Genomic DNA, 20251 nt, shown 5'->3' on the forward strand with positions numbered 1-20251 from the left:
CGTTCCACCGCCACGAGGAACGCCGCACATGCTCGCAGTGCGGGGGGGGCGGTCAAGCCGGTGCCCGCTGCGTCCCGCCCCTGACAACCGGCCCTTGATCGCCCATGGCTGCGGTGCTCCGCACCCGGAGCAGCGCGTCGAGCGGGCTCCGGCCCCTCCCCCGCTATTGCTCAGAACGCAACTATTACCTGCCGAACTTTGCATTGCCGTCAAGGCACTCCGTGTCAAGACTCGAGTTGTCCGCGGACCACAGACAACTCGGTCACTGGCATGCACACTGGCAGCACTGGGAGAGGGTCGTGCGAAACAGGAATGTTCTGATCTCCGGAGCGAGCGTGACAGGACTGGCGCTGGCTCACTGGTTGCAGCACGCGGGTTTCCGGCCCACGGTCATGGAACGGGCTCCCGAGTTACGCAGGGGCGGGCAGGCCATCGATATCCGTGGCGCCGCGCTGCACATCGTGGAACGCATGGGCCTGCTCGACGAGATCCGAGCCATGAAGACCGGCATACGCGGAATGTCATTTGTGGACGGCCAGGGTGAGGAGTTGACCAGGTCCACCGAGGCCACCCTCACCGGTGGGTTGATCGACAACGACGATGTCGAAGTCATGCGCGATGACTTGACCAGCCTGTTGTTCGACGTCGGCCACTCCGGTGCCGAGTATTTATTCGGTGATGTCATCACCTCCATCACACAGGACGACGACGCCGTCGACGTCGGCTTCCGGCACGCCCCGCCGCGCCGTTTCGACCTGGTGATCGGCGCCGACGGACTGCACTCCGGTGTGCGCCGGCTGGCCTTCGGCCCGGAGTCGGAGTACATCCACTTCCTCGGTAGTTATCTCGCGATCTTCAGCGTGAAGAACTATCTCGACCTCGACCACTGGCAGATGTACCACACTGCCGGTGACTCACTGGTCGGCATCTACAGCGCGCGGCAGAACGCCGAGGCACGGGCGATGCTGATGTTCCCGTCCGCGGAACTCGACTACAGCCACCGGGATATCGAGCAGCAGAAGACCATCCTCGCCGGGCGCTTCGCCGGTGTCGGCTGGGAAACGCCCCGGCTGCTCGCGAGCATGTGGGACGCACCGGACTTCTACTTCGACTCGATGAGCCAGGTCCGCCTCGACCACTGGTCGAACGGGCGGGTCGTGCTCGTCGGCGACGCGGGTTACTGCGCTTCGCCACGGAGCGGCCAGGGCACCAGCCTGGCTCTCGTCGGCGCCTACGTCCTCGTCGGCGAACTCGCGAACAGCCAGGGCGATCACGGTGTCGCCTTCGCTCGCTACCAGCAGGCGATGCGCGAATACGTCCGCGAGAACCAGCAGCTCGCGCAGGACAGGGCCGACGGCAAGACGGCCACACCTGCCGACACCGCCCACGCGGCCAACGCCATCACCCTCGAGAACTACTTCGGCCACGGCTGACATCACGACCACCCCTCCCCTGAGCGGGCCCGCAGAGCGTGACCAATGGCCAGAACATCACATTTAGCCTCCTACAGCTCAAAAGGACTGCCCCAAGCCGAACATGGGAAGCCACCAAGGGGGCTGAACAACGTGTTCCAGGGGGGAATTCATGCCAGGAGATCAGTCGGGCGACGCGGTTCGCGGCGGGAGCCCGGACTCCGCGGTCGATCGGGTGGCCGACTTCTACGGCGCCTACATCGACGCCGTCTACGACGGAACCGATGATCTGGGTCAGGAGCTTCGCACCCACTACCTCACAGCGGACTTCCGCCAGCGCCTGACCGCGTGGGAGGAGGTCAACCACGCCGACGGAGTCCTGCGCGCCCAGGACGTGCCCACCCATTGGGAGGTGCGCTACCACGATTCCGGTGCCGGACATCTGTTCACCACGGTCACGCTCACTTGGGGCACCGGCCCGGACGCCGGGCACACCCGGCTGGCGGTGCAGAGCGACCTGAGCACCAAGCTCATCTCGGACATCGAGGACGGGTGATCGGGGTTCTGACCGGGGAACGGATGCGCAGGCAGAAGGCAACAGCTCTCCGGGCATGGCGCGATCTGTGGGATATCCGTCGTTGACGCCACCGGCGCCGGATCACAGAGTGGAGGGGTGAAGCAACGCCGCATCGTCTTCGTCATCTTCGAGGGTTTCCAGCCTCTGGACCTCTTCGGCCCGTACGAGGTGTTCCAGCACGCCGACCGGCTCGCCGGCGGATACTCCTGCCAGGTCACCGCACCGCTGCCGGGCCCCGTGCGGTCCGGCAGCGGTCTTTCCGTGCACGCTCCCTGCGGTGTAGCTGATCTGGACCCCGCGGGGATCGACACGTTGGTGGTGACCGGCGGCGACGGGATCGACCAGGTTCGGCACGATCCGACGCTGACGCGTTGGATCGCCACCGCCGGGGCCACTGCTCGGCGCGTCACCTCGGTGTGCAGCGGGGTGTTCCTGCTGGCCGCCGCCGGGCTGCTGCACGGGCGCAGGGTGACCACTCACTGGGCGCGCGAGGAGCAGCTCACCCGGGAGCATCCCGAGTTGGTCGTCGACTGCGATCCGATCTTCCTCAAGGACGGGCGGGTGTGGACGTCGGCCGGGGTGACGGCGGGGATGGACCTCGCACTCGCCTTGGTGGAGGACGACCTGGGCCGGGAGGTCGCCCACGCCGTCGCGCAGGAGATGGTGATATTTCTGCGCCGCCCCGGCAGCCAGTCGCAGTTCAGCGTGGCGTTGTGGTCCGCGCAGCCGGCCAGCGACCCCATCCGCGCCGCGGTCACGGCGATCCACTCCGATCCCGGTGCCCGGCACGGCATCAACGATCTCGCTTCGCACGCCGGCCTGAGTCCCCGCCACCTCCAGCGCAGGTTCACGGCCGAACTCGGCATCCCGCCCGGGACGTACGTCGAGGGCGTACGCGTCGAGGCGGCCAAGCGGGCGCTCGCCGAGAGCGCCCACCCCATCGAGACCATCGCGCGCCGGTACGGCTTCGGCACCGCGGAGACACTCCGCCGCGCCTTTCACCGGCATCTGAGTGTCGCACCGTCCGACTACCGCGAGCGCTTCCGATCCACCAAGGAGCACATATGACCACCTACGGGATACTGATTTTCGACGGAGCGGAGGAGCTGGACTTCGCCGGGCCGTGGGAGGTGTTCACCGCCTCCTCCATGCTGCGCGACCACGCCGACACCGCGCTGCTCATCGCCGAACACCCCGGCGCCGTCCGCTGCAACAAGGGCATGCGGGTCCTGCCGGACCACACCCTGGACGACCACCCTCCGCTGGACGTCCTGCTGGTCCCCGGTGGCAACGGGACCCGCGACGAAGTGTCCAACCCCGTGCTCATCGACTGGATCCGCACCACCGCCGCCGACACCACGTGGACCACCAGCGTGTGCACCGGGGCCCTGCTGCTGCACGAGGCAGGTCCGGCACGCGGCCACCGGGTCGCGACCCACTACCTGTTCGAGGACACCCTCCAGGCCCGGGGCGACGTCACCGTGGTCCGCGACGCCCGCTACATCGTCGACGGGAACCTCGTCACCAGTCAGGGCGTCTCAGCCGGAATCGACATGGCCCTGTGGCTCATCGGCCGCCTGCACGGCCGTGACCACGCCCGAGCCGTGCGCCAGTACATCCAGTACGAGCCCGCCCCGCCCTACCTCGCCGACGAGCCGGTCGTCGCCTGACATCCTCGCGATCACCCGGCTCCTCACGACGGCCCCGGCACGGGCGAGGTCACCGGCAATCCGCCGCCCGAGCCGCCCCGAGGCTCGGTAGCGTGTGCGCCAAGTCGAGGGAGGGCCGGCACGATGACAGACGGCTTGGCCTGGATAGGCGAGCACTGGTACAGCGGTGCGATCGCCAAGGACGGGATGCTCTCGGACATCTGCCTCACGGCAGTGCGAGGCGTGGACCCGGTGGACCTTGTGGTCCGTCTCGGTGCGGACCGCCGCATGGCCGAACGACCGTCGCTGTTCAAGGACTTCGACAGGCTGAGCGTGGACCTGGGCGACAGCGTGGCGATGTTCGGCCGCAGCGGTGAGTGGGCGTACGTCCTGGAGGTCGAGCGGTCCACCTGGCACCTCGTCTTCCTCGACCGGCTGGGCCAGGACACCCTGGTGGGGCAGGGCGACGAACTCGTCTGCCTGGATCGCTTCCTGCACGAGCACCCGTGGGTGTGCTACGTCGACGCCGTCGGCGAAGTGGGTTCCGCCGAACCCGGTGGCAGCCTGCTGGAGACCACGGTCCCGCCCGAGGACCGGCTCGGGACGTTCGCCGCACTGGACGCTGCCATGCGCCGGGCCAGGGCGGTGCGGGACGCCTTCCCCGGTTGCGAGGACCCGGAGGACGAGGACGAGGAGTTGGCGAGGCGGCTGTTCGGGGCGGTGGGCGAGCATCTCGGGCTGTCGCTGCCGCGCCGGGAGATCGAGCAGGGGCTGCTGCCCGCGGTGCACCTGCCCTCCCCGCTGTGAACCGGTGGCAGCGATGCGCCGCGCCCGCTCGGCGCGGCGCCCCCTGTGAGCAAGCTACTGGTTGTTCGCGGTCATGGTGCACCTCACGGTCGCGCTGTCGACCGAGCACACCGCGCGCATGTTCGTGTTCAGCCAGTACGGGTCCCGGTCCAGCAGCCGCTGGTTCGCGTTGAAGGCCGCGAACCCGGCCATGGAACCGCTGTTGTCGTTCCCGGAGATCGCGGACCGCCCGCAGACCTCCTTCCACGTCGGCACAAGGCCGTCGATGTTGAACAGGTGCACGGTGCCGTCCTGCTTGCTCGCCAGGGTCTGCACACAGGCGTCCCCGCTGCTGACCGGGTTCAGGCCACCCGCGAGCGAGGGCATCCCGCCGCTGTTGTAGGTGGCGTTGAACGCGAACTCGTCGCAGTTCAGCTCCTTGTCCGTCGGCCCGTTGAGGGCGCTGGTGTCACCGTTGGCCGCTGCCCATCCGGTGGGGCAGATCACCGTCCGGTTACCGCTGATGTCACCGTCGGGCAGGAAGTACAGCGGCTTGCCGTCGGCCTGGCTTCCCGGGTGGTTGTCCACAGCCCCTTCCGCGGGTTGGCCAGGTCGCAGTTGCCGACCAGGGACGGCTGCGCGGCGGCCTTCGCCCGCGCGCCGGTTCCCCTGCGGAGGGTGAAGTTACGGCCGTTGTAGAGCTCGGCCTTGCCGCACACCTTCACCCCGTCCGAGGAAGTGGTGCAGCGGGTTCCGAACATCCCGGGGACGGAGGGGGCGTGGCTCGGACCGGCCGCGGTCTGCCACGGGGAGGCGGGCGCCATCGAGTCCGTGTACGGCTGGGCGGACTGGTCCGGGTTCCGGGCCGCGGCATTGGGGTTGGGCAGGGTCAGGTCGACGGGCATCCCGACGCGGAACCGCGCCCACGGCGACCACGACGTCTCGTACAGGCCGCTGTCCTTGGCATAGGCGGAGGTGTGGAAGACATAGTCGACGTTCGGCTTCAGCCTTCCGGCCCCCACGGTCACGGAGGCAGTGGAACCGGACTTGACGAAGTCGGACACCAGGACGCCGTACCGGTTGTCGCCGACCTTCACCTGGGTCTTGGGATTCCCCGAGGAGTCGGCCGTCCAGACCTCGAAGGTGAGGCTGACCGGGCCGCCGTCGGCATTGGTCACCGTGTTGCTCAGCTTGACCCTGGGGGTGCTGACCTGCCAGACACCGGAGGCGTCCTTCTTGCCCGGCTCGGCCGAGGGGTTCCTGCCCGACACCGGCCGCGACGCCGTCGCGGCCATGGCGTTCCCGGCGGGCCCGGCGGCCGGCCGGGCCGACGGTGCCGCGTTGGGATTCGGGTTGCGGTCGAAGCCGCCGCCATCGGCGCCGGCTGCGGTCGCGGTCGCTGCCCCGGATCCCAGGAACAGCAGCGCCGCGGCGCCGACGGCTGTTCGGTGAAGGATGAGCTTTCTTCTGGGCGTACCAGACAAGGCTTTTCCCTTCTGGCTCTGCACGGTCGAGTGGGCAACCAGGATGTTCGGCTTCGGCTGAAGTCGACAGACGGGAAGTCGCCACGCTCGGCCGGCGCCGCTCACGGCCACCGGCGCCTTGCTGCCCCACCCCTGACGTCGCGTCAGGGACGACCGTTCACGTCTGCCGCAGCGTCACCGTGGCGATCTCCAGGAAGTCGCGCAGCAGCCTCTCGTGCCGGTCCGCGGGAATGACCAGGCACGTTTCGATCAGCGGGGCGTCCGTGACGGGGAGATGGGCGAGGTCAGGGCGGGAGTAGGAGCGCGCGACGCTCAGCGGGACGAGCGCGATGCCGTGTCCGGAGGCGATGAGCTCGAATTTCTCTTCGAGCGAAGACGTCCGCCGCGTCGGGATGTCGAGCATCCGCTCGTCGGCGAGGTCGGCGGAGGTGAGCTCGTCACGGCGTGCGAGCGGGTGCGCCACGGGCATGCAGGCGACCTTGGGCTCGTGGCCGATGGGGATGATGTGCAAGCCGGATTCGTCGAACGGCCTCCGCAGATAGCCGACCTGGGCCCGGCCGTCCCGGAGTGGCGCGTCCCGCTCCCACCAGCGTGACGGGACGAGGTCGGTCTCGACGTCCGGGTGGCGCGACGCGAACGCGCGGATCGCCTCAGACACCCGCAGCCCGGGAGAGAAGGCGACGACCAGCCGCTGGACACCCCGGTCGACGTCATGCACGCGCCGCACCGCCGCGTCGACGGCGGCGAGGATCCCCCGCGCCTCCTCGTAGAGCTGCTTGCCGGTGGCGGTGAGCTCCACACTGCGGGTGGTCCGTTCCAGCAGCGTGCGGTCCAACTCCTGCTCCAGGGCCCTGATCTGACGGCTGAGCACCGGCTGGGTGATGTAGAGCCGTTCTGCCGCCCGGCCGAAGTGCCGGTACTCGGCCACCGCGGCGAAGTAGCGGAGCTTGCGTAAATCGAGATCCATGCCTTCAAGGTATCAATCGCCAGGAAGGGTATTGGACGCTGTGACCGGCCGCCCCGAGACTCGAAGCATGATTGTCGTCACCGCTCCTACCGGCCAGATCGGCGGCCGGCTCCTTCACATCCTGCTCGACGAGGCCCTTCATCACGGCGAAGAACTGCGCGTCATCGTGCGCGACCCGGCGAGACTGCCCGACGCGGTCCGTGGCCGCGTCGAGGTCGTCAAAGGCTCCCACGGCGACGCCGAGGTCGTCGACCGGGCCTTCGCCGGCGCGGACGCCGTCTTCTGGCTCGTCCCGCCGGCGCCACCGCAAGCACCGAGCCTGAACGCCGCGTACTCCGGGTTCACCCGCGCCGCCGCGAAGGCGTTCACGGTCCACGGTGTGGGCCACGTCGTCGGCGTCTCGGCGCTCGGCCGCGGCACGCCCTTCGCCGGCCGCGCCGGACACGTCACGGCGTCGCTGGCCATGGACGATCTCATCGCGGCCACCGGCGTGGCCTACCGGGCGCTCGCGAGCCCGACGTTCATGGACAACCTTTTGAGGCAGGTCGCGACGATCCGCGATGACGGTGTGTTCACCGGCACCTTCACCGCCGACCGCAAAGCACCGACGGCCGCCACCCGGGACATCGCCGCGGCCGCCGCGGGTCTGCTGCTCGACCGCTCCTGGACGGGGACGGGCGAGGTCCCGGTGCTGGGCCCCGAGGACCTCTCGGCGAACGACATCGCGCGCATCATGTCCGACGTGCTCGGCCGCCCGGTCCGCTACGAGCGGCAATCTCTTGACGACGCCCGTGCCGCGCTCACCGGACACGGCGTCGGGGACGCGGTCGCGCAAGGCTACGTCGACATGATGCGCTCCAAGGACGCCGGCCTGGACGACGGCGTACGGCGCACCCCTGGGACCGCGAACCCGACGACGTTCCGCACCTGGTGCGAAGAGGTCCTCAAGCCGGCGGTGCAGGCATGAGCGACAGGACCGCCCTCGTCATCGGGGCATCCCGCACCCTCGGGCTCGGACTCGCCACCGAGTACGCGCACCGCGGCTGGAACGTCATCGGCACCGTGCGGGGCACCAGCCGCACCGGCCTCCACGACCTGGCCGAGGCGTCCGGGGGCCGCGTCACCGTCGAGTCGCTGGACATGACCAAGCCTGAGCAGATCACCGCGTTGCGCGAGCGCCTGACGGAACGCACCCTGGACCTGCTGTTCGTCAACGCCGCCATCACCAGGGGCGACATCCCGATCGCGGACGTCCCCGAGGAGATGTTCACCGAGGTCATGGTCACGAACGCGCTCAGCCCGATGCGCGTGGTCGAGTCCTTCCGCTCACTGGTCGCGCCGACCGGGACCATCGGCGTCATGTCCTCGCGCCAGGGCAGCATCGGTCTGAACACCCGGGGCGGTCAGGATCTCTACCGCGCCAGCAAGTCCGCCCTCAACCAGCTCATGCGCAGCTACGCCGTCCGGTACGCCGACGCCGCCCATACGCTCCTGCTCATCAACCCCGGCCACGTCCGCACCGAACTCGGCGGGCCGGAAGCGCCGTTGACCATCGACCAGTCCATCCCGGGCGTGGTGGACACGATCGACCGTCACAGCGGCGAACCGGGGCTGAAGTTCCTGGACTACCAGGATCAGCCCGTGCCCTGGTAACGGCCGGCTGGAGCAGCATTTCCGATCAGAAGGACCGCATCGGGGGGGCAGCGGGGGTCGTGCTTGAAGCCCGCTGCCCCGCGATCCGGTCGGATCTTCTCGGGGAGTGCGGCCGGCCCGGTCAGGAAGCCGTGGTGGACAAGCCGCCCCGGACCTCACGGGCCGCTGCCACCAGGTTCTCCAGCGCGGCACGGACCTCGGGCCAGCCGCGGGTCTTCAGGCCGCAGTCGGGGTTGACCCACAGCCGCTCGGCCGGAATGGCCTCGAGCCCCTTGCGCAGCAGCGCCATCACCTCCCGCGCGCCGGGGACCCGCGGGGAGTGGATGTCGTAGACGCCGGGTCCGACCTCGCGGGGGTATCCGGCTCCGGCGAGTTCACCGGCGACCTGCATGTGGGAGCGGGCCGCCTCCAGGCTGATGACGTCCGCGTCGAGGTCGTCGATGGCCCGGAGGATGTCGCCGAACTCGGCGTAGCACATGTGGGTGTGGATCTGGGTGTCGGGCCGGACGCCGGCGGTGGTGAGGCGGAATGCCTCGGTGGCCCAGGTGAGGTACGCGGCGCGGCCGGCGGCCCGCAGCGGCAGCGTCTCGCGCAGGGCGGGCTCGTCCACCTGGATCACTGAACTCCCGGCGGCCTGGAGGTCGTTCACCTCGTCGCGCAGGGCGAGGGCGACCTGCCGGGCGGTGTCGGCGAGCGGCTGGTCGTCGCGGACGAAGGACCAGGCGAGCATGGTGACGGGCCCGGTGAGCATGCCCTTGACGGGGCGGTCGGACAGCGACTGGGCGTAGGACGTCCAGCGTACGGTCATCGGGCCGGGCCGGGAGATGTCACCGGCGAGAACCGGCGGGCGGACGTAGCGGGTGCCGTAGGACTGGACCCAGCCGTGCCGGGTGGCGAGGTAGCCGGTGAGCTGCTCGGCGAAGTATTGCACCATGTCGTTGCGTTCGGGCTCGCCGTGGACCAGGACGTCGATCCCGGCCTTCTCCTGGAAGGAGACGACCTCGCGGATCTCGGCCTCGATCCGCTGCTCGTAGGCGGCCGCGCCGATGCGCCCGGCGCGCAGGTCCGCGCGGGCGGTGCGGAGTTCGCCGGTCTGCGGGAACGAGCCGATGGTGGTCGTGGGCAGCAGGGGCAGCCGCAGGTGGGCGCGCTGGGCGCGGGCGCGCTCCGGGTAGGGGCGGGAGCGGCGGCCGTCGGCGTCGGTGACGGCGGCGGCCCGGGCGCGGACGGCGGGATCGTGGGTGAGGGCGGAGCCGGCGCGGGAGGCGAGATCGGCGCGGTTGGCGGCGAGTTCCGCCGCGATCGTGTGGGTGCCCTCCGCCAGCCCGCGCGCCAGGGTGACGGTCTCGGTGGTCTTCTGGCGGGCGAAGGCGAGCCAGCGGGCGATCTGCGGGTCGATGTCGCGCTCGGCGGCGGCGTCGAGCGGGACGTGCAGGAGCGAGCAGGAGGCGGCCACGTCGACCCGGTCGGCGAGGCCGAGGAGCGTGCCCAGAGTGGACAGCGACTTCTCCAAGTCGTTGATCCAGACGTTGCGGCCGTCGACGACGCCCGCGACGAGCCGCTTGCCGGGCAGGCCGCCGGCGGCCGCGAGGTCCTGGAGGTTGGCGGCGGCGGGCCCGGTGAAGTCGAGGGCGAGCCCGTCGACGGGTGCCTTGGCCAGCACCGGCAGGGCCTCGCCCAGCCGGTCGAAGTAGGAGGCGACGAGGAGCTTGGGCCGGTCCGTGAGCGTCCCCAGGTCGCGGTAGGCGCGGGCCGCGGCGTTCAGCTCGGCGGGGGACCGGTCCTGGACGAGGGCGGGCTCGTCGAGCTGGACCCATTCGGCGCCGGCGGCGCGCAGGTCGGCGAGCACTTCCGCGTAGACGGGCAGCAGCCGGTCCAGCAGGGTCAGCGGTTCGAAGCCGGGAGCGACACCGGGGGCGGGCTTGGCGAGCAGGAGGAAGGTGACCGGCCCGACGAGGACAGGGCGCGCGGCCGGCCCGAGGGCGAGCGCCTCGCCCAGCTCGGCGACCTGCTTGGCGGAGTCGGCCGTGAAGACGGTGTCGGGGCCGAGCTCCGGCACCAGGTAGTGGTAGTTGGTGTCGAACCACTTGGTCATCTCCAGCGGGGCCACGTCCTGGGTGCCGCGGGCCATGGCGAAGTAGCCCTCCAGCGGGCCCTCCTCCATGGCGGCGCGGTGCCGGGCGGGGATCGCGCCGACCATGACGCTGGTGTCCAGGACGTGGTCGTAGTACGAGAAGTCGCCGGTCGGCACCTCGCGTATCCCCGCCTCCGCGAGGGCCAGCCAGTTGGCGGCGCGCAACTGCTCGGCGGTCCGCCGGAGTTCGGCCGCGTCCACCTGGCCCTTCCAGTAGCCCTCGACGGCCTTCTTCAGTTCCCGGTGGTGGCCCTGGCGGGGGTAGCCGTACACGGTCGCCCGTGCTGCCGCGGCTGCGGACTTGCTGGTCACGTGACTCTCCTTCGCGAGCTGCTGTCGACCGATCCGGAACGGGACGAGGGCGCGAAGGAGCCGGCACACCGGCCGGACCGTGCCGCTTCCACGACACGCCTGCCCGATGTGTACGCCGACCCGCCCTCGAGGTCACCGGATCTCCGCACGCGTACGTCGCGCACGGGCAGTGGCAGGTCTTCGGACTCGCGGGCACGCCTCGTGGGACACGAGGTTCCTACTGGCCGTCGCTTCCCGGGTCCGTCCGGACCCAGTGCGTATGACGGCGGTCGTTCCCGCTCACCGCTGCGGGGCAGTCCCGGATTCCCACCGGGTTCCCTCTTGCGACGCGCCTGCCTGGCGAGCAGGGCGAACCAGCTGCACCGCTCACCCTATTCACAGACTTGATCCCCGAACAACCCCTCTGGCATATCGTCAGTGTTGCCTTCGGCGCCATCCATTGCAACGCTTCGTTGCATTCGAGCCCAGCGTCATTGCTCCAATTTCACGCCGTTCACCTGGACATACACCTTCTTGTCGATTGACCGCACCATGAACGCAACGTAGCTTTCGACCTACACCGAACACGTCATATCGCGAGACGAGGAAATGGTCATGGATGAATCCGTCCACACCGTCGCGACGCTCCCGACGGCACGTCAGCCCGGCTGCCCCTTCGACCCGCCGGCAGAGCTGATCGACGCCCGCCGGCAGAGCCCCATCAGCCGCTGCACGCACCCCGGGGGAAGGCCCGGCTGGCTGGTCACCGGATACGACCTGGTCAGATCGGTGCTGGCCGACCCGCGGTTCAGCTCACGCAAAGAGCTCATGAACATGGGCGACTTCGAAATCCCTCCGGCACCGCCCGGCGAGTTCCTCCTCATGGACGAGCCCCAGCACGGGCGTTACCGGAAACCGCTGATGGGCAAGTTCACCGTACGGCGGATGCGACTGCTCACCGAGCGCATCGAGCGGATCACCGCCGACTGCCTTGACGCCATGGAGAAAGCCGGCCCGCCGGTGGACCTGGTGACCGCGTTCGCCAAGCCCATCCCCACCATCGTGATCTGCGAACTGCTGGGGGTGCCGTACGAGGACCGGGGCTCCTTCCAGGAGCAGATCGACACGTTCATGGGCGGGGAGACAAGCGATGAGGCACTGATAGCGGCCTACACCGCGACCCAGGAGTACCTCGCGGGGCTGGTGGCCGCCAAGCGCGCCGACCCCACCGACGACGTCCTCAGTGAACTCACCGACAGCGACCTGACCGACGAGGAGCTCAAGGGGATCAGCCTGATCCTGCTGGCGGCCGGGTTCGACACCACCGCGAACATGCTGGCGCTCGGCACCTTCGCGCTGCTGCGGCACCCGGACCAACTGGCCGCGCTGCGCGCCGATCCCGCGCTCACCGACCAGGCCGTGGAGGAGCTGCTGCGGTATCTGAGCGTCGCCAAGACATTCTGGAGGACGGCGCTGGAGGACGTCGAGCTGGACGGCCGGACCATCAAGGCCGGCACGACGCTCGTCCTGTCGTACAGCACCGCGAACCGCGATCCCGAGCGCTTCGCCGACCCCCACGTGCTCGATCTCCAGCGGGAGTACAGCGGGCACCTGGCCTTCGGCCACGGCATCCACCAGTGCCTGGGCCAGCAACTGGCCCGCGTCGAGATGCGGGTCGCGTTCCCCGCGCTGCTCCACCGCTTCCCCACGCTGCGCCTGGCCGTACCGGCTGACGAGGTCGCCCTGCGCCCGGAGACCGCGGACATCTACGGTGTGAAGAGCCTCCCGGTGGCCTGGGACGTATGACCCGGACCGGGCCGGACACCGAGGACGCCACCGGCCCCCGCCCGTGACCGCTCCCGAGAAGACGCGTCTCAGCCGAAGAAGTCGGGGAAGCCCGGCTCGGTGGACCGGGTGTCGGGTATCAGGGCGGCCAGAATGGCCGCGGACTCGGCGGCCTGGTCGACGGCGCGGGGCAGCATGACCTTCTCGTACGCGGCGACGGCGTCGTCGATGCCGGGCTGGTCGACGATGGCCTGGGCGAGTTCGGCGCCGTCGAGCATGGCGAGGTTGGCGCCGATACCGGCAGGAGGCATCAGATGCGCGGCGTCGCCGAGCAGGGTGAGGCCGGGGACGCGGTTCCAGGTGTGCGGGACCGGCAGGGCGAAGACGGGCCAGTCGGTGAAGGCGCCGTCGTTGTCACGCATCAGGTCGAGCAAGCTCTCGTCGAAGCCTTCGTACATGCCCAGCAGATGGGCGCGCACGGCTTCGGTGTCGGCCAGGTCGATGCCCTCGTGCCAGTCGAGCGGGCCGCGGAAGGCGATGTAGACGCGGATGTGGGAGTCGGCGTTACGCTGGGCCACCAGGCTCAGGCCGCCGGCCTTGGCCCACATCATGCCCTGGCCGACGCGTTCGGCGATGGCGGGGAATCGGCGGTCGACGTCGTCGAAATGGGCCTCGACGAACATGACGCCGCTGTAGGCGGGCTGGGCATCCGAAAGTGCGCGGCGCACCCGCGACCAGGCGCCGTCCGCACCGACGACCAGGTCGAATTCCTCGGCCGCGCCGCTGGTGAATTCCAGGCGGACGGTGCCGTCGGGCAGCGGGACCACCTTCTCGACCGCGTGGTCCCAGCGCACGGTGCCCGGGGTGAGGGAGTCGAGCAGGAGAGTACGCAGCTGCCCTCGGTCGATCTCCGGGGCACCGGTGTCGCCCGGCTCGGGTCGCCTGTGCCGCAGCAGGGTGGCCGACCGGTCCATGAGGCGCAGTTCCTGGCCCTCGGGCCGGGAGAGCGCGAGGAACTGGTCGAGGAGCCCGGCCGCGCGCAAGCCCACCTGCCCGGTGTCGTCACGTATGTCGAGGGTGCCTCCCTGAGAGCGGGAGTCGGGGATGACCTCGCGCTCGAAGACGGTGACAGGCACGCCGTGCCGCTGGAGGACGCGGGCGCAGACGAGACCGCCGGGGCCTCCGCCGACGACGGCGATACGAGGGGTGGTGGACATGGAGTCACTCCGATCGGAAGAGGCAGGTTGCTCATGAGGAGCACTTGCTCCACCCACGTTCGCAACCTCCACCGACATACCGCCGACAGATCCCCGTCATCACCGACAGACTTCCGACGCCCTCGGAGCGCCGCTCGTGGCGGTCGAACCGAGGATTTCCGCCGCGGTCTTCGAATGGCGCGGGCCGGAACTCATATCCCGCTTCCGCGCCTCCATCACGTGTTCCACGCCGCGTCACGTTGGTACGAGAGGATGATTTTTCACTTACCGGCCCGCGCACGCACACACCGCCGCCGTCGGCGGGCACACCACTCCCCCACCGACGGCCCCGTGACCGGCTCCATGGCCAAAAACGCTGGTTGCAGCGGTGATCGGACGTCAGCAGCGGGCAGCACGAGGCGTCGTGCGAGACCTGGCGAGCCCTCAGATCGCCTGCCTGTGCGAGGTTTCGGGCGGATCGCGGGTATCTCGGTGCCATGTGGGTATCGCGGGTGCCCGGTAACCTACTGGTACCAACTCCCATCCTGGGACCGTTCGGTGCTTCGCGGGCGTCGCCCATGGGGTCCACGAACAACACCGGGCTCCGGGAGGGAGGTGACCTCATGGAGGGAGCTCCAAAGGGCCACCGCGGCGACAGGTGGGACCGGCTCTACCGCTGGATCCGCTGGGTCGGCCCGATCTACACGGTCGCCAGGGCCGTGCGGGAACTGCTGACCTGACCGAACCGCCTGTAGCAAAGGCCCCGACCCGGTGGTCGAGGCCCCGCCGTAGTTGCAGAGGGCCTCATCCCCGAGCGCTTGGCCGGCACGGAGGGGGTGAGGCTCTCGCGTTTCCGCGGGCATGCCGCCTGGGCGGGTGCGGGGGAAACGCGTCTTCCGACACCGCCACTAAACACCGCCTCCTGAGCACTGTCAAAGGCATCGCCACGCGTCGCAGCGCTCGGGCGAGCCGCTCAACAGGGGCGCCGAGCTGGGAAAATGGCGGATTCCCAGCGAGGGATGCGTGTCAGCGCTGACACGCCGAACTCCTCCATGTGGCGAGCGGGACACAGGGCGGGCACCGGGTTCACCGCCGGTGTGGATGGCTGTCGCGACCGAAGGCCGGCACACGGGCCGCCTGCGTCCGATGGACGGATCCGGTCGGCGGCGAACGGGTGGTTGTGCGCCCCCGGACGCCGCCACCGGGCAAGGGCTCACCAGAGGTACGCCACCGACGTGAGGATGTTGGGCATGAGCGAATACGAGCATTCCCGGACGATGCCCGCACTGCCGGAGCACATCTTCGACCAGGCCGGCCAGGTACGCCGGCTCGACAGCTGGATGCCGGCGGAACTGCACGTACGGGCCGAGAAGCTGCCGGCCGTCACCGTGCACGAGGACACCACCGGCGAGGACGCGCCCGCGCTGTTCCGGGCCCAGCCGGAGCGGCTGCGCCTGGAGTGGGGCACGCGCGACGGCGACAGTTACGCCGGATGGTTGCAAGTGGCCGACGCGGGCGGCGGCGCGAGCGAGGTGACGGTCCATCTGTCGTTCTTCGACGAGCGCCACGACCCCGGCGCCGAGACCGTGCGCTCGGCGTTGGAGGACAGCCTGGAGCGGTTGGAGGAACAGGTGCGGCTGCATGTCGAGAACGGCGGCTGAACGGACGCCGGCGGTTGCTCCCGGCGGGCGACGCACAGGCCCTGATCGGCCCGCGTCGCCGTGGCGCTGCCGACCGGCGGGGCCCACCGTGCTGCATCCTGACGGCCGAGTGCCGGACGGCGGACGAGACGTTCGCGGCGGGCGACCAGCAAAGGAATGAACGACATGGCGGTGTGCGAGGTCTGCGACAACGACTACGAAATGGCCTTCGAGGTGCGCGCGGCGGGGGCCGTCCACGTCTTCGACAGCTTCGAGTGCGCCGCGCACAAGCTCGCGCCGATCTGCGACACCTGCGGGTGCCGCATCCTGGGCCACGGCCTGGAGACCGACGGGATGTTCTTCTGCTGCGCCCACTGTGCACGGGCCAAGGGCTACTCAGGGCTCGCCGACCACGCCTGAGCTCCGCCGGGCTCGGCGCCGGAGGAGCGCGTAGCGGGTCCCTCCCCGGTGGGCGTTGCCCCGGGGCCGCCCCGTCGTTGGGCAGGGCCGTGGGCGGCTCGCGGCTGCTCCCCGTCCGGCGTCGGAAGGTGCCGTCATGCGCGTGGGCAAACCCGTTCGGGCGGTCGCGACCGCGATGGCCGCGGGCATGCTGTGGTGCGGGGTCGTGGCACCAGCCGGTGCCGCGGGGTAGCTCCCGGCGTCGTGCGACGGGCCAGTGAGGGGGTGCGTGGCGGCCCGCGACCGGGCTCTGGCCGAGGTCCGTGACCGGCTGGGCTGTGACCCATCGGGCCCCGTTCGCAGCACTGTACGTGCGGGTGCAGGAGACGCTGCGGGAGCAGCCGGGGCTGTTCGCCGAGCCGAGGTGGGCGGGAGGCAACCTCAACGCCGCCTTCGTCGCCGCCTATCTGAGGTCGTACGAGGCCGACCGGGCCGGTCGGCCGGTGCCCGACGCGTGGCGCATCGTCTTCGCCACGGCGCGCGAGGGCGACAGCAATGCCGGGCAGGACGCCCTGCTGGGCGCGAACACCCACATCCAGCGCGACATGCCCTACGTCCTGGCCGGGCTCGGCCTCGTCCGCGCCGACGGCACGTCACGCAAGGGCGACTTCGACCGGGCCCAGGCCGTCCTGGACCGCGCGTACGGGCCTGCGGTGGCGGACATCGCCCGCCGCCACGATCCACTGCTCACCGTGGCCGACGGCCGGTGGAACCCTCTCGCGCGGTTCACCGTGCACGAGCTGCTGGTGCTGTGGCGGCAGAACGCCTGGCGCTACGCCCGGGGCCTGGCCGCCGCGAGCAGCGGCGCGCAGTGGCAGGCGGCCTCGCGAGCCGTGGAGACCAACGCCACCGCGTGGGCGACGCTGCGGGCGGCAGTGAAGGTGCCGGGCTACGGGCACGTGCGCGATGGCTACTGTCACGGGGACCGGCGGGGTCTTCCGGCGAGCCCGACCGCCGTGAAGTGGACACAGGCCGCCGGCTTCGGGCCGGCCACGTGAAGGCGGCCGAGCGCGCAGGCGCCCTCCGCCGACAACGCGGCAGACCCGCGACCCGCGGCGATCCCCTCAGTTGAGGAGCCCAGGGCGATAGGGGAAGCGGTGCTGTCCCAAATGGGGGCAGGGCGAGCGAGATCAGGCGGGTACGGCGGCCTGCGACACCCGGGCGCCATCCACCGACTGGAGCGCCCGGCCTGAGCACCGGCCCACGCCGACCCGCTGCCACAATCACCAGATGACTGATCACGGCTACCTCCTGGACAACCAGCAATCGGAAGCAGGCATCCGATTCCGTGCCCTCGGCGAATTGTTCGACCCGGTGACGTTCCGGCACGTCGACCAGCTCGGGATCGTCGCCGGCATGCGGTGCTGGGAGGTCGGTGCCGGTGGTGCGTCCGTGCCGCTCGGGCTGGCCGAGCGGGTCGGCCCCGCGGGAAAGGTGGTCGCCACCGACATCGATGTGTCCTGGACCCGGGACATCGCCGGTGGTGCGATCGAGGTGCTGCGCCACGACGTGGCGGCCGACCCGCCGCCGCCCGGGGGCTTCGACGTCGTCCACGCGCGACTGGTCCTGGTGCACGTCACCGACCGTGCCGAGGCGCTGCGCCGCATGGTCCAGGCGCTGCGGCCCGGCGGCCTGCTGCTCCTGGAGGACGCCGACCCGGGGTTGCAGCCGCTGTCGTGCCCGGACGAGTCGGGTCCCGAACAGCGGCTCGCCAACCGGTTGCGAGCCGGCTTCCGCTCCTTGATGGCCGCCCGCGGCGCGGACCTCGCGTACGGGCGGACCCTGCCCAGGCTGTTGCGCGAGGCCGGTCTGGAGGATGTCCAGGCCGACGCGTACTTCCCGATCGCCTCGCCGGCCTGCGCCGTCCTCGAGGCCGCGACCGTGCGGCAGATCCGCCACCTTCTGGTGGCGGAAGGGCTCGCCACCGACGAGGAGATCGAGCGCCACCTCGCGAACGTCGCCACCGGACGCCTCGACCTGGCCACCGCCCCGATGATCTCCGCGTGGGGACGTCGCCCGTGAATCCTCGCCGTTTCACACGACGACGGAAGTGCCCTCCCCCGCCGTCGGGGCGTCCGCCCGGTGAGGGAGCTCCGCGGTGACAGGCGTGCTGGAGGCCAGCCCCAGCCGCAGATACACCGTCTGCGCGATGTCGGCGAGGGTACCGTTGGCGCTGCGCAGCAGTTCCAGGGGCGGGATGTTCACCTCGTACCGCTGCTGGAGGTCGACCAGGAGCTCGGTCGCCATCAGCGAGTCCAGGCCGTAGCTGTCGACCCGGTGGTGCGGGTCGATCTGGTCGGGATCCATGTGCAGTACGCCGGCGAGCATGACGGTCAAGGTGTGGGTGACGTATTCCAGCGCTTCGTCCGATGTCATCTGCCCGAGCTTGCGCAGGAGTTCCTCCCGGCTGAGGCGGCCGCTCACCGCACCGCTGGGTACGAGTCCGCTCAGCCGCGGGCTGCTGACCAGTGGCAGCGCGGCGATGCGTCCCCAGTCGAAGCGGGCGACGAGCGCGGTCTCGGCTCCTGCCTGCAGCAGTTCCCCTGCGTGTGCCAGCGCCTCCGCCGGGCGGATGGCCTGCATGCCGAGGCCGGCGAGCCAGTGTGCGGTCGCCGCCCCGAACCCGCTCGTGCCGCCGGTGATCAGATAGGTGCCCTCCGGGTCCAGGCGGGGATCGGGATACCCGCGCTCGACGAGGGGTGGCTCGTCGAGCGGGTCGAAGGCGACGACCACCTTGCCGATGTGGCGGGAGTGCTGGAGGAGGGTGAATGCCTCGGTGACGCGGGCGGCGGGGAAGACGCTGTGCGGCAACGGGCACCATGCCTCCCGCCAGTTCGCGGCCTGCACGTCCTGGCGGAGGGCCTCGATATGGGAAGGGGCGTTCAGCACCTTGGTGAGGTCCACTGCGAAGAACGCGATGTTGTTGGCGAACGGGCGCAGCGGCAACGGCTTGTTCTCGTAGATGTCCCGCTTGCCGAGTTCGAGGAACCGGCCGCCGGGCCGGAGCAGTTCGAGGCCGCGCGTGATGGCCTCGCCCGCCAGGGAGTTGAGGACGACGTCGACGCCCTGACCATGGGTGATCTCCATGACCTGGCCGGCGAAGTGCAGGGAGCGGGAGTCGAGGACGTGCTGGACGCCCAGGGCGCGCAGGAAGTCCCGCTTGAGGTCGCTGCCGATGGTCGCGATGACGTGCGCGCCGCACGCGGTGGCGTAGCGCAGCGCCGCCGGCCCGACGCCGCCGGCCGCTCCGTGGACGAGGAGGGTCTCTCCCGGCTGGAGCCGGGCCAGGGTGATGAGGCTGTAGTGGACAGTGGCGTACGCCACCGGCATCGTGGCCGCCTCGGCGTACGTCATGTCGTCGGGCATGGGCCGTACGGCTCCGGCCTGGGTGACCGTGTGGGAGGCCAGGGAGGCGGGAGAGGTGCCGGCGACGCGGTCGCCGGGCCGGAGTCCGGTCACGCCGGGGCCGCAGGCGGCGACGGTTCCGGCGCACTCCAGTCCTACGCCGGTGCCCCAGGGGGTGCCTTCGGCGGCCTCGGCGGGCAGCAGGCCCAGGCTCCGCATGACGTCACGGTAGTTGAGCGCGGCGGCCCGCACCTCGATGAGCACCTCGCCCGGGCCGGGCTCGGGCCGCTCGGTCTCCTCCCAGGCCAGGCGGTAGGAGAGCCCGGCGTCGCGGATCCTCAACGCGAAGGCGAGACCGTCGGTGGCCGGGACGGCCGAGGGGCGGGGCTGTTCGCGGAGGACGAACCGGCCCTGGGGGGAGAGGATGATCTCGTCCTCGGCGGTGGGGTGGAACAACTCCTGTGCCAGGCGTCGCGTGTCGGCCGAGGCGGTGCCGCTGCGGTTCAGGGACAGCCGTCGGCAGCCGAGGTCGGGCTGTTCGTTGACCAGGCAGCGGGTCAGGCCCCAGAGCACGGCGTCCGCGGGCCGGGTTGCTTCGGCCTCGTCGGGCGCGATATCTCTGGGGTGGGTCACCACCCACAGCTCGGGCCGGATGCCCTGGGCCGGCCGGCCGCATGCCGCCGCGCACGTCTCCCAAGGTCACCGAACACAGTGATCACCTTTCTCCGCCCCGCGGTCACGCTCGCCCGGAGGCGGAAGAGCGGCGCCGGACCTGGCCGCCGAAGGCGACGGCTCCCTGCCCGGCACGCCGACGACCGGACCGCCGTCTCCTCCCCCGGAACGGAGCCATGCGATTGCCCTTTCAGCAGGACA

At 70.5% G+C, this 20251-nt stretch carries 18 protein-coding genes and 1 riboswitch; of the genes, 12 read left to right on the forward strand and 6 right to left on the reverse strand.

Going from position 1 to position 20251, the window contains the following annotated elements:
• The first annotated feature begins 299 nt into the window (after positions 1 to 299).
• From ACFY1P_RS04105 to ACFY1P_RS04125, 5 genes are all read left to right on the forward strand, one after another.
• Positions 300 to 1433 carry an FAD-dependent monooxygenase gene (locus tag ACFY1P_RS04105; protein WP_361520948.1) on the forward strand — a complete coding sequence of 378 codons (1134 nt, stop codon included), beginning with the start codon at positions 300 to 302 and terminating at the stop codon, positions 1431 to 1433.
• Positions 1434 to 1584: 151 nt separating this feature from the next.
• Positions 1585 to 1968, forward strand: a complete 384-nt coding sequence (locus ACFY1P_RS04110; protein ID WP_361520951.1) for a hypothetical protein — start codon at positions 1585 to 1587, stop codon at positions 1966 to 1968.
• Between the two features lie 117 nt (positions 1969 to 2085).
• Positions 2086 to 3057, forward strand: a complete 972-nt coding sequence (locus ACFY1P_RS04115) for a GlxA family transcriptional regulator (RefSeq protein WP_390749614.1) — start codon at positions 2086 to 2088, stop codon at positions 3055 to 3057.
• Positions 3054 to 3659 (forward strand): DJ-1/PfpI family protein, encoded by a 606-nt coding sequence (locus ACFY1P_RS04120; protein WP_390749615.1) that lies wholly within the window; start codon positions 3054 to 3056, stop codon positions 3657 to 3659. Before ACFY1P_RS04115 ends, ACFY1P_RS04120 begins: the two co-directional genes overlap by 4 nt.
• A gap of 123 nt (positions 3660 to 3782) precedes the next feature.
• Positions 3783 to 4445: a hypothetical protein gene (locus tag ACFY1P_RS04125; protein ID WP_361520960.1), complete on the forward strand. Its 663-nt coding sequence runs from the start codon at positions 3783 to 3785 to the stop codon at positions 4443 to 4445.
• A 54-nt stretch (positions 4446 to 4499) separates the two neighbouring features.
• Here the strand turns inward: ACFY1P_RS04125 and ACFY1P_RS04130 are convergent, their stop codons facing one another.
• From ACFY1P_RS04130 to ACFY1P_RS04140, 3 genes are all read right to left on the reverse strand, one after another.
• Positions 4500 to 5012: a hypothetical protein gene (locus ACFY1P_RS04130; RefSeq protein WP_390749616.1), complete on the reverse strand. Its 513-nt coding sequence runs from the start codon at positions 5010 to 5012 to the stop codon at positions 4500 to 4502.
• The gene (locus ACFY1P_RS04135) at positions 4928 to 5908 is read right to left on the reverse strand and encodes a hypothetical protein (RefSeq protein WP_390749617.1); all 981 of its coding nucleotides are present in this window, start codon (positions 5906 to 5908) and stop codon (positions 4928 to 4930) included. Before ACFY1P_RS04135 ends, ACFY1P_RS04130 begins: the two co-directional genes overlap by 85 nt.
• 157 nt (positions 5909 to 6065) lie before the next feature.
• Positions 6066 to 6875, reverse strand: coding sequence for a LysR family transcriptional regulator (locus ACFY1P_RS04140; protein WP_390749618.1), 810 nt, complete (start codon positions 6873 to 6875; stop codon positions 6066 to 6068).
• 67 nt (positions 6876 to 6942) lie between these two features.
• Here ACFY1P_RS04140 and ACFY1P_RS04145 point away from each other — a divergent pair, with 67 nt between their 5' ends.
• A complete protein-coding gene (locus ACFY1P_RS04145) occupies positions 6943 to 7842 on the forward strand; it encodes an NAD(P)H-binding protein (protein WP_390749619.1) in 900 nt (299 codons plus the stop codon).
• Positions 7839 to 8528 carry an SDR family oxidoreductase gene (locus ACFY1P_RS04150; RefSeq protein WP_390749620.1) on the forward strand — a complete coding sequence of 230 codons (690 nt, stop codon included), beginning with the start codon at positions 7839 to 7841 and terminating at the stop codon, positions 8526 to 8528. Before ACFY1P_RS04145 ends, ACFY1P_RS04150 begins: the two co-directional genes overlap by 4 nt.
• Before the next feature lie 121 nt (positions 8529 to 8649).
• Here the strand turns inward: ACFY1P_RS04150 and metE are convergent, their stop codons facing one another.
• The gene (gene metE / locus ACFY1P_RS04155) at positions 8650 to 10974 is read right to left on the reverse strand and encodes a 5-methyltetrahydropteroyltriglutamate--homocysteine S-methyltransferase (RefSeq protein ID WP_390749621.1); all 2325 of its coding nucleotides are present in this window, start codon (positions 10972 to 10974) and stop codon (positions 8650 to 8652) included.
• 153 nt (positions 10975 to 11127) lie between these two features.
• Positions 11128 to 11356: riboswitch (cobalamin riboswitch) on the reverse strand.
• Between the two features lie 212 nt (positions 11357 to 11568).
• On the opposite strand from metE, the gene ACFY1P_RS04160 reads away from it, so the two are divergent.
• Positions 11569 to 12759: a cytochrome P450 gene (locus ACFY1P_RS04160; RefSeq protein ID WP_361520979.1), complete on the forward strand. Its 1191-nt coding sequence runs from the start codon at positions 11569 to 11571 to the stop codon at positions 12757 to 12759.
• 68 nt (positions 12760 to 12827) lie between these two features.
• Here the strand turns inward: ACFY1P_RS04160 and ACFY1P_RS04165 are convergent, their stop codons facing one another.
• Entirely contained in the window at positions 12828 to 13955 is a 1128-nt protein-coding gene (locus tag ACFY1P_RS04165; RefSeq protein ID WP_390749622.1) for an FAD-dependent oxidoreductase, read from the reverse strand.
• A gap of 1229 nt (positions 13956 to 15184) precedes the next feature.
• Between ACFY1P_RS04165 and ACFY1P_RS04170 the strand changes: the two genes are divergently transcribed.
• The 4 genes from ACFY1P_RS04170 (at position 15185) to ACFY1P_RS04185 (ending at position 18055) form a co-directional block, all read left to right on the forward strand.
• On the forward strand, positions 15185 to 15595 hold the full coding sequence (locus ACFY1P_RS04170; protein ID WP_361520984.1) for an SRPBCC family protein: 411 nt from the start codon (positions 15185 to 15187) through the stop codon (positions 15593 to 15595).
• 165 nt (positions 15596 to 15760) lie between these two features.
• Positions 15761 to 15994 carry a hypothetical protein gene (locus ACFY1P_RS04175; RefSeq protein ID WP_361520986.1) on the forward strand — a complete coding sequence of 78 codons (234 nt, stop codon included), beginning with the start codon at positions 15761 to 15763 and terminating at the stop codon, positions 15992 to 15994.
• 317 nt (positions 15995 to 16311) lie between these two features.
• Positions 16312 to 17031, forward strand: coding sequence for a DUF5995 family protein (locus ACFY1P_RS04180; protein WP_390749623.1), 720 nt, complete (start codon positions 16312 to 16314; stop codon positions 17029 to 17031).
• Positions 17032 to 17263: 232 nt separating this feature from the next.
• A complete protein-coding gene (locus ACFY1P_RS04185) occupies positions 17264 to 18055 on the forward strand; it encodes a methyltransferase domain-containing protein (RefSeq protein ID WP_390749624.1) in 792 nt (263 codons plus the stop codon).
• 12 nt (positions 18056 to 18067) lie between these two features.
• Here ACFY1P_RS04185 and ACFY1P_RS04190 read toward each other — a convergent pair whose 3' ends face one another.
• Complete coding sequence (locus tag ACFY1P_RS04190; RefSeq protein ID WP_390749625.1) at positions 18068 to 20011, reverse strand: zinc-binding dehydrogenase; 1944 nt, start codon at positions 20009 to 20011, stop codon at positions 18068 to 18070.
• Positions 20012 to 20251: the final 240 nt, after the last annotated feature.

This window comes from Streptomyces sp. NPDC001407 (genome assembly GCF_042895325.1).
Lineage (GTDB): Bacteria > Actinomycetota > Actinomycetes > Streptomycetales > Streptomycetaceae > Streptomyces.